11 protein-coding genes and 1 other annotated feature are annotated in these 9,195 nt (G+C 63.0%); of the genes, 8 read left to right on the plus strand and 3 right to left on the minus strand.

Annotation, left to right across the window (positions count from 1 at the left end):
• Positions 1-58: 58 nt before the first annotated feature.
• Both ABD893_RS04520 and ABD893_RS04525 read right to left on the minus strand, forming a co-directional pair.
• A complete protein-coding gene (locus ABD893_RS04520; RefSeq protein ID WP_345076358.1) occupies positions 59-295 on the minus strand; it encodes a hypothetical protein in 237 nt (78 codons plus the stop codon).
• A gap of 42 nt (positions 296-337) precedes the next feature.
• Positions 338-604, minus strand: a complete 267-nt coding sequence (locus ABD893_RS04525; protein ID WP_345076359.1) for a helix-turn-helix domain-containing protein — start codon at positions 602-604, stop codon at positions 338-340.
• Between the two features lie 198 nt (positions 605-802).
• Between ABD893_RS04525 and ABD893_RS04530 the strand changes: the two genes are divergently transcribed.
• The 3 genes from ABD893_RS04530 to ABD893_RS04540 all read left to right on the plus strand — a co-directional run bounded on the left by ABD893_RS04530 (position 803) and on the right by ABD893_RS04540 (position 2,580).
• The gene (locus tag ABD893_RS04530; RefSeq protein WP_345076360.1) at positions 803-1,582 is read left to right on the plus strand and encodes a hypothetical protein; all 780 of its coding nucleotides are present in this window, start codon (positions 803-805) and stop codon (positions 1,580-1,582) included.
• A 37-nt stretch (positions 1,583-1,619) separates the two neighbouring features.
• The gene (locus tag ABD893_RS04535; protein WP_345076361.1) at positions 1,620-2,039 is read left to right on the plus strand and encodes a hypothetical protein; all 420 of its coding nucleotides are present in this window, start codon (positions 1,620-1,622) and stop codon (positions 2,037-2,039) included.
• Positions 2,040-2,232: 193 nt separating this feature from the next.
• Complete coding sequence (locus ABD893_RS04540; protein ID WP_345076362.1) at positions 2,233-2,580, plus strand: histone-like nucleoid-structuring protein Lsr2; 348 nt, start codon at positions 2,233-2,235, stop codon at positions 2,578-2,580.
• Between the two features lie 52 nt (positions 2,581-2,632).
• Here the strand turns inward: ABD893_RS04540 and ABD893_RS04545 are convergent, their stop codons facing one another.
• Positions 2,633-2,932 carry a hypothetical protein gene (locus ABD893_RS04545; protein ID WP_345076363.1) on the minus strand — a complete coding sequence of 100 codons (300 nt, stop codon included), beginning with the start codon at positions 2,930-2,932 and terminating at the stop codon, positions 2,633-2,635.
• Between the two features lie 348 nt (positions 2,933-3,280).
• Here ABD893_RS04545 and ABD893_RS04550 point away from each other — a divergent pair, with 348 nt between their 5' ends.
• The 5 genes from ABD893_RS04550 (at position 3,281) to ABD893_RS04570 (ending at position 8,884) form a co-directional block, all read left to right on the plus strand.
• On the plus strand, positions 3,281-5,122 hold the full coding sequence (locus ABD893_RS04550) for an AAA family ATPase (protein ID WP_345076364.1): 1,842 nt from the start codon (positions 3,281-3,283) through the stop codon (positions 5,120-5,122).
• Between the two features lie 53 nt (positions 5,123-5,175).
• Entirely contained in the window at positions 5,176-6,435 is a 1,260-nt protein-coding gene (locus tag ABD893_RS04555; protein ID WP_345076365.1) for a 5-methylcytosine restriction system specificity protein McrC, read from the plus strand.
• Between the two features lie 153 nt (positions 6,436-6,588).
• A protein-coding gene (locus ABD893_RS04560; protein ID WP_345076366.1) for an IS3 family transposase occupies positions 6,589-7,835 on the plus strand; the annotation gives its coding sequence in 2 pieces (ribosomal slippage) (positions 6,589-6,874 and positions 6,874-7,835; 1,248 coding nt in all).
• Positions 6,867-6,995, plus strand: a sequence feature (AL1L pseudoknot). (Overlaps the previous gene by 129 nt.)
• A gap of 300 nt (positions 7,836-8,135) precedes the next feature.
• The gene (locus tag ABD893_RS04565; protein ID WP_345076367.1) at positions 8,136-8,504 is read left to right on the plus strand and encodes a hypothetical protein; all 369 of its coding nucleotides are present in this window, start codon (positions 8,136-8,138) and stop codon (positions 8,502-8,504) included.
• Positions 8,504-8,884: a hypothetical protein gene (locus ABD893_RS04570; protein ID WP_345076368.1), complete on the plus strand. Its 381-nt coding sequence runs from the start codon at positions 8,504-8,506 to the stop codon at positions 8,882-8,884. Before ABD893_RS04565 ends, ABD893_RS04570 begins: the two co-directional genes overlap by 1 nt.
• Positions 8,885-9,195 lie beyond the last annotated feature (311 nt).

The raw sequence follows: 9,195 nt of genomic DNA on the forward strand, positions 1-9,195 counted from the left end.
AGAACGATCCGTGTCAGGAGGTACGTATCCGTGCGCATGCCCGATCCGCGCTCTGCCGCTACTCCTCGTCCCCACCCTCGTCGCTGAGGATGAGCGGCGTCCAGCCGCCCAGTGCTTCGGGAGAAAGGCACGTAATGCAGCTGGCCAGGCCGAAGTCGAGTGCCTCGAGGAGCAGGGCCTCGTCGTGGCCGGCGTTCCAGTTCCCGGTCAGCGGGTCGCGTCCCGGGGTGACGCCGCAGTAGGGCAGCAGATCCCCTGGGCGGCGGTAGAGGTGATGGATGACGTCGCCGCTCATGCCGGACAGCTTGCCATGAAGGGAGCCGCTTGCGCCGATGGGTCAGATGATCGCCGTGGGAGTCCGTACCGACTTCGGATGCCGTGCGCACACGGGAGCCACCAGCTCAGTTAGGGGTACGCCAAGAGCGTGGGCGATGCCGTGCAGCGTCGAGATTTTCGCTGCGACCCGGCCAGCTTCGATCTGAATGATCGACTTTCTGTGCACCTCGGCTGCCTCGGCCAGCCGGTCGATCGACATGCTCTGATCCCGGCGCAATCGGGCAATCTCGATACCGAGTGCACGCAGGTCGGGAACGGGAGCAGGCATGACTCCACGCTCATAGAGTCGCGTTCAATGCACAGTAACGTAAACGCGCCTATTTCTTGTACAGTTGGCCGCGAGTCGACTCGCTGTCGCCCATACAGGGCGATCTGCATGCGGGGGCAGGGTCGGCTACCACTTACCTACGCGGACAGGAATCCACTCTTGATCACGACGCTCGGCACTCGGAACAGGACCTCTCGAATGTCAAAGATCAGCCTGTTGGCGACGGGTCTCGCCGTTGCGTCCATCGCGTTTGCCGGTTGTAGCGGGGGTAGCGAGGGTGACGGTGACACTGCACCCGCTGGCGGAAGCGACGGCGAAACGTCCAGCGAGAAATTGCCTGAGCAGGTCGTCTACCAGTTCGACGAGGCTCGAGTCGAACGCTCTGACGATCAGGAGCCTTTCGTCTCCAGCGATAGCGAGGTCGTCGTCCAGCTCTCGGATGACCTTAAGGCGGCGATCCCAGATGAACGCTCGGTGGCCGTCGACCACTTCGTCCTCAGCTCCAAGGCGTTCGTTACGGGGATGTGCCGGCTCGACGTCGAAGTCGTCTACACCGAGAGTGGGCAGCAGGCCCTGGCTGAGTCGAATCCCGACTCCGATGAGTCCCCGCAGGAGAAGGTGTTCGCGGCTCTCGCGGACGGTGGCGTCGACGAAGAGGACGTAGTCGACGAGATCCCGGCCGACGAGGACCTCGAGAAGGACGCACAGTACTTCACCAGCGACTTCTCACACATGACCTTGATTGATGAGTGCAGCGAAGACGACGACAACAACTTCGCGTATCTGCGCTTCTCCTATGAACAGGAGGACACCGACGACCCGGACGCGATCCCCGGTGAGCTGGGCGCGTTTGCGAACGTCAGCGTGGCAGTCATCCCGGGTGGACAGGGTGGCAGTGAAGGTACGTCGATGATCATCAACGGCTTCACCCACGCTGAAGTTGGCGTCACGGGGGAGTGGTCCCAGCCGGGCTCGTGACCTTGTAGAAGCTTGAAGCACCGTGAGGAGGTGTCCGATGAATCCACTGCCCAGTGATCTCTTCGCGCGGAGCTTGCGCAGTGAGCGTGAGTACGCCGGCATCAGCGCCGGTGAGCTGTCGCGCCGCATCGCAGACCGCCTCGAGACGAGCGTCGATCCCACGCTCGTCGAGCGTATGGAGAACCAGACGCACGTCATCCGTCTCGATGAAGCTGTCGCGGCCGCGGCGGCGCTGGGTGTGTCTCTGCTGGAGCTCATCAGCGATGAGCCGGAGGTAGAGGTCGATGGCCGGATTGCTGAGCTGTCGGCTGAGCGAGCGGTCGCTGAGGCGCAAGGGCAGCTGGGAGAGCGTGAGGTGAGCAAGGCTCGCCAGGACATCGAGCGCATCGATCGCAGCATTCGGGCGCTTGCGGCGCAGCGAATGGAGCCGATCATTGGTCAGCAGCAGGCACACTAGCGGTAGGGGAGCGACATGGGATTCGACTGGGAGCAGATCCTCGACGCAGACGGCGACGACATCGCCGACGTGTACGACGGGCTGGTGCACGACGCCCCATCGGAGACTGTGGGTGTCACCCATCGGGTTAGGGCGAGCGGTCGGCGCTGGGGTCGTCACAGACCCCTTTAAGCGCGTTGATCGGAGAATCATCATGACTGCCAAGACCATCTATCTCTCGGACCTCAGCGGAGAGCCGGATGCTGTGCGGGCGACTTTCGGTTATGCCGGCGAGTGGCATGAGGTCGACCTCAGCCCGGAGGAGCTGGAAGCTCTCGCTATGGGCCTGGAGCCGTACATCAAGGCCGGCCGCCGGTTGGGTAGGACCCTGGATGACGGGAAGAAGCGCGTCGTGCCTGAGACGACCGTTGACGAGCGCGAGGCGATCCGCGCTTGGGCGCGGGAGAACGGCCACTCGCTCGCCGAGCGCGGTCGGATCCCTAAGCGGATTCTCGCTGCGTACGGCCGGGCGCATGGAGTGAATACGTCGCCCACCATCTGATCCGGCGATCGTTATGAGCAGGTTGAGGGCCCCGGGAGCGACCCGGGGTCCTCTACCTGTTGAAGTCAACGTGCGTGGTCAACGATGCCTTGCCATCGGGAACGTAGAGGGGCGGATCGAACGCAACCTTTACGTCACGTGCCAAGCTCTGGCCGTAGTTGCGCAACACAAAGTCGATGGTGTTCGAGTCGTGCTCTGCGGGAAGCATCTCCGCGACGATCATCGGTCGGGTCCGGTCACTGCTGTCGCGGGAAGCCCTGAGGAGGGTGAGAACAGCGATGGCCGCAGTAGCGATCGCGGCCAAGGCGGATAGCCCGGCACCGTTGTCGTTCATCCAGTTCCAAAGTGACATGCTCAATGGTCAGTCGCCGACGACTTCGGCTGGTCGAGGCGCGCCGTTGTCGCCGGGTCGGGGGCGGTCCTGACTGGCAGAGTCGACGACGGCCCGGGATTCCCCTTCACTATCGGGCGTGAACCCTCTGGTGCTTGCGATCCTCAACTCGACCAAGCTCTCGCAGTAGGGGGTGTCGAGCAGCGGGTACAAGCGTTCTGTCGGTGTGGTGACAACCCTGTGGGGGCCAGCCTGCCGGACTCTGACATGAGGCCGCGCCTGCCCGCACACGTTCCGTGACGAGCTTGCGTGCGGCACGTGGCGTGAAGAACGAGCCCCGCGAGGGGATCCGAGGTGAGAAGGTTGGCCATGGCTGTTTACTCCGATCAAGATCGTCGACAGATCGATGAGCTGTGTGCGCGATGGCGTGAGGGGTCGTTGATAGGTGACGCCTCGTTGCTCTACCCCGACGACTTCCCGACGGTCTGGTCGCAACCTGTGCTCGACGAGCTGAATAGGAGGTTCTGGGGGAACCTCCTCGAGGGCGGCGAAGGCGGTGGAAGCTTCGAGAGCAAGTGGGAGATCCAGCTGGAAGGTGCCCCGATCGAGGTCAGGCTGCTGGCTGCCGAATGCCTGCTGGTTTACTACCTGATCACGGTGTCGGTCGGGTCCGAACGCAAGCGGGCGATGATCAACAAGACCATCGGGCCTGACCGCGAGGATCTACACGTCTCCACCGACAGTGTTGAATACGAGGCGCTCAGGAATTGGATCGCGAACCCGGGCCAGTACTACAACACTCGTCAGGACCTCCTCGTTGGGTACCTGATGGAGCTCGCCTCGCGATTGAAGAAGTTGTCGCTTGAGGGCAGAACCGAGCTCCTGGAGGACAACCCCTGGGGGTTCGCCGAGTTCGCAGAGGGTGGAGAGCACCACAACGACACCATGCGCCACGTCGTGTGCCATCTCCTCTATCCCCAGTACTTCGAGCGGATCGCATCGAACAGGCACAAGGAGCTTGTCCTCAAGACGTTCGGGGACCTCGACACCAGTGACTCGGACGCTAGCCAGGACCAGAGGCTGTACGCGATTCGTACGGAGCTGAAGAGGCGCTTGCCAGACTGGAGCGAGGCCCGGCGTGACTACTACGAGCCGGATCTCAGGCCCATCTGGCACCCGGCGGGCAGATCGACCGACAGTGCGTCAATGGATCCCGCGTTTGCCTTGGACTTCAAGAAGCAGATCGTGTTCTACGGCCCTCCCGGGACTGGGAAGACCTACACGGCACGTGATCTGGCGGCGAGAGTCATCAGGACCGCTGCACTACAGCGCTGGGGCGTTGATGAGTACTTCGGCGACGTAGACAAGGTCGAGGTCGCTGTTGTCGGCCATGTGGCGAACCTGCAGATGCACCCGTCCTATGGCTACGCCGAGTTCATGGTGGGTCTGCGTCTGGATGCTGACGGCGGAACGAGCTATCAGCTCGGCGCGCTGCCGCGACTCGTGGAGCGGATGGAAGCCGAGAAGCAGCAGATGGGGGAGCAAGCACTCCCGCACGTGCTGATCCTCGACGAGATCAACCGGACCGACTTGAGTGCAATGTTCGGCGAGGCGTTCAGCGCGATGGAACGTGACAAGCGCGGTGTCGAGATGGAGTTGTTCGCTGAAGGAGCGTCGGGCGAGCAGATTCGGTTCACCATGCCGGAGGACCTCTACATCATCGGGACGATGAACGAGATCGACCAGTCCGTCGAAGCGCTGGACTTTGCGATGCGACGCCGGTTCTTCTGGTTCCCCACGCCGTTCGACGAAGAGGCCCTCTTCGCCATCTGGGAATCCCAGTGGGCTGAGCAGAAGATGACGGTGCAGTGGCAAGATGCCGTTCCGCAGCTCCAAGAGCTGGCGGAGAGGATCTCTCTACTGAACTCCAGGATCGCGGAGCTGCCTGAGCTGGGACCGGAATACGAGCTCGGAGCGGCAGTGTTCGGTGACCTGCCGTACTTCGTCGGACTCGAGTGGCGATACAGAACTCACGGCCGTCGACAGGCGAAGATCCTCTGGACCGATCGCGACAAGGTGCGTGAGCCCGTGCTCTCGCTCTGGACGCTCTCGATTGCGCCGGTCCTGTCGCAGTACTTGGCTGGCTCCGACCGTCGCGTGGAGCAGCTCGAGGAGCTCAAGCAGCTCTTCGTGACTCGGCCGGCTCGCTGAAGATGGCCGGCAGGATGGGCAGCGTCGCGGAGGAGGCACCTCCTGATCGCTTGGTGATCAAGGACCTGACTCCAGAGGGGCACTGGGCCCGTCAGCCGACGGAAGATGAGCAAAAGTGGCTCGCCTCGATTGCCAAGCTATCGCCGGAACCGTACGTGCTGAAAGCGCAGCTGGAGGCCGATCACGAGCCGACGAACGAGCCGATCCTGACCCGTGACGCCGACGGCTGGCGTGCGAACCGCTACATCGGCGAGATCCGACACGATGGCAGGACACTGGTCATTCAGCCGCGCCTCGGCGTCGAGACGATCATGTCGTGGATCAGCACGATCCTGAATGTCCAAATCCTGCCGCGGACGGCAGAGCAGTCGACGGGTACGACCAGCGCGGTCACGCAGCTGCTGGCCGCGTTGTGGCGGGCTTCGGTCCTGACAGCGGGACAGCATGCGCTGCCGCGGACGGGCTTGAAGGTCAGCTCGAACGGACTCGCTGTGAACGGGCGTCTCGATGTTGGAGCTACCGCACGCCGACGAGCGTCCGGGCACCGTGACCTGGTCTCGACGCGTGTCGTGCGGACCTACGACAACGCGCCGTCCCGCGCCGTGGTCCTCGCAGACCGCTACTTCGATCATCACCTTGCCGGGGCCCGCTGGCGAGGGCCGCGGCTCGACGAGCAGCTGGCGACGCTGCGGGACGCCACGGGGTCGCGGCCGGCTAAGCCGAGCCTCCACGAGATCCAGAGAACCCGGTACAGCCCGATCACGATCAAGTGGCGACGTGCGGCCGAGCTGTCGTGGCGGATCCTGAACAAGGATCCGCTCGGCGTGGCTGCCGAGGACGAGTCGACCCACGGCGTGCTGATCGACGTCGCAGAGCTCTGGGAACTGTTCGTGTTGCACTGCGCCGGCTTGGCCACGGAGCAGCCCGTCCGTCATGGCACGACCACGCAGACGTCGGGGCACTTGGCGCGCTCCACCGTCAACCCACTGCGCACGATGGGCAAGCTCTACCCGGATGTCCTCGTGGGGGAGGAGCCGGTCACGGCGCTGCTCGATGCCAAGTACAAGAGGCTCGGTGACTGGCGTGGTGTTGACCGTGAGGACCTCTATCAGCTGCATGCCTACTCGTCGACCTTCGGTGCACCGCTGGCAGCGCTTGCCTATCCGGCTATGGAAGACGAGGAAGTCCCTGACTTCGAGCGCAACAGTCCCTGGCAGACGAGTGCCGGAGAGCTGTCGTTCCTCACCTTGCCAACCGAGAAAGACGCCTGTGTAGCCAAGCTGGCGAGATGGTTCGGCAAGGGCGGAACCTGAGGACCGAAAAACGGCCGTCAGCTGTAGGTACTGCCTCTTATTGTTGCTTGTCAGAGACTCGCTTCCACTTTCCGCTTTTGTTCAGCGAGAGGCCGTACGCATGAATCGCCCCGGGTCTGGTGGAGGCTCTGAATCCACGGGAGGATGAGGAGCATGGCAGCACCGAGAAAGTACCCCGATGAGCTTCGGGAGAGGGCCACGAGGATGGCCGTGGACGCCCGGCAGGATCGAGCGACCAGAGCAGGCGCGTACCGCCGTGTGGGCGAGCAGCTCGGGATTCATCCTGAGACGCTGCGGACCTGGGTGAAGCAGGCCGAGATCGATCAGGGCTACCGGCCAGGGACCACGTCCAGCGATTCTGAGCGGCTGGTTGAGCTGGAGAAGGAAGTGCGCGAGCTGCGCCGGGCGAACTCGATCCTGAGGTCGGCGTCGGCTTTTTTCGCGGCGGAGCTCGACCGCCCACAGCGTTGATCGTGGAGTACATCGACCAGCACAAGCACGAGTTCGGCGTCGAGCCGATCTGCAGGACGCTCACCGCAGCGGGCACACAGATCGCGCCGAGCACGTACTACGCCTTCAAGACCCGCCCGCCCTCGAAACGGACGGTGCGCGACGAGGAACTGCTGGTCGAGATCCGTCGCGTCCACAAAGCGAACTTCGGCGTCTACGGGGCCAAGAAGCTGCACGCTCAGTTGCGTCGCGAAGGCATCGAGGTGGCTCGCTGCACGGTGGAACGGCTCATGCGAGCCGAGGGACTGCGGGGGATCAGCCGAGCCAAAGGACCGCGCACCACGATCCCGGGCAGCGGCCCGGATTCGCGCCCTGACCTCGTCGATCGCGACTTCACGGCGACGGCTCCGAATCAATTGTGGGTCGCGGACATCACCTACTGCCGGACCTTCGCCGGATGGGTGTATGCAGCGTTCGTCATCGACGTGTTCTCCCGCCGAGTGGTCGGCTGGCAGCTGTCGAAGTCGCTGCGGACCGACCTCGCGTTGGACGCGCTGGAGATGGGCATCTGGACCCGCCAGCACGCAGGCCACAACGTCACCGGGCTGACGCATCACAGCGACAAAGGCGTTCAATACGTCGCCGTGAGATACACGCAGCGCCTCACCGAAGCCGGCGCAGTCGCCTCGGTCGGATCCACCGGCGATTCCTACGATAATGCCCTGGCTGAGGCTTTCAACTCCCTGTTCAAGGCCGAACTGGTCCGCAACCGTGGACCGTGGAAGAGCATCGACGACCTCGAGATCGCGACGGCCGAATACATCGACTGGTTTAACCACCGTCGACTCCACGGCGAGATCGGCATGATCCCGCCCGTCGAGCTCGAGGACACCTACCATCACAACCACCCCGCACCGGCACCCGCCGACGCGGCACTTGCGAGCCTCTAACAAACCCGGGGCGATTCACCCCACGACCTGGCCCACCGCAGGACGGAGTATACGGTGGATGCCCTGGGGAATGACGGCCTCACGGACGCCGAGCGCCAGGAGTACGCCGACCGCTATGCGCGAGGTCCCGGCAGGGGGATGGACGAGCGCACTCGACGCACCATCGCGAAGATGCACCAAAGGCGGAATCCTCCAGCAGTCTGAGGATAGACTATCCAGAGCGATGATCCACCCATTGCTCTGATCGATCGAATGAGGGGAAGCGCACTAGTGATTGAAAACAGAGCAGCGTTTGCATCCATGGTGTTCTCGCTGCTGCTCATCGCGTTTGGAATATCGACGGTGTTCGGCATTATTGCCATGGCTCCCACCCTGGTATACGCCGAAATGTCCGAAGGAGAGTTGGGCGCAGGCGAGCAGGCTGATGGAACGGGCGTCAGCTTCGTGACCATCCTTCAGTTCATCATCACGCCTCGCAGCTCCATCATCTCTCTGCTCATGACGGTCGCCTACTGGATCGGCACCATCATCCTGGCCATCAAGGGGCTCAAGGGCTTCGGTCACAAGTGGATGGCAGTTGTCGGCCTCATCCTGGCCCTCGGTTCTCCGGTCATCATCTTCATGGCCTACATCATGTCCTTCTCTATTCTCTCGGCGGTGTACTACTGATGCAGAGTGAATTCAAGTACTTCGGCAATCTGGAGGGCGCGATGAATCCCGCCAGGAATTGGCTGGTGAAGCGATCAGGCGTCGTGGCATTCTCCGTCGCCGCCGCAGCAATGCTCGCCATGATCATCACTCAGATCGTTGCGATTCTCATTCCCGATACCAATCCCAACGCACTTGCCATCCTGGGCGTCGAATGGGTCATCACCATCGTGTGGGCGGTTGGCTTGTTCTTGTCCAGCCGTAGCGTGCTGGCCTACTCCAAGGACATCTTCGGGGCCCTGGGCGTCGCGGTCACCATCCTGCAGCCCATCGTGGGCAGCACCATTCCCTACTTCCACAGCTTCAGCGAGATGGCCGAACTGCTCCCCGAAATCTCCTGATCCCCCGCATCCCGGGACGAGGTGGCGGCCTTTACGGCTGACCCCCGAAACCCCTCCGGAGCGCCTGATGGGCCACGGAGGGGTTTCGTCGTCTCTCTATAGCGCTCCGGGGTCAAGGTCGCTTGAATGGGCCACCAAACGTCTCTGAAGCGCCGCTCACGGTGAGGCTACTCTCCTCGATAGACGTTCACCCATTGCCAGCGACGATGAGGCCTCGTGAGAACCAAGATTCCCTGTGTCAATCCGGCTCTTCAGAGTTGAGTGTGGGCGCGCCGGTGAAACGGGGTAGCTGGGGATAGACGTCGAGGTCC

The sequence above is a fragment of the Brachybacterium paraconglomeratum genome, assembly GCF_039541415.1.
GTDB classification, from domain to species: Bacteria; Actinomycetota; Actinomycetes; order Actinomycetales; family Dermabacteraceae; genus Brachybacterium; species Brachybacterium paraconglomeratum_A.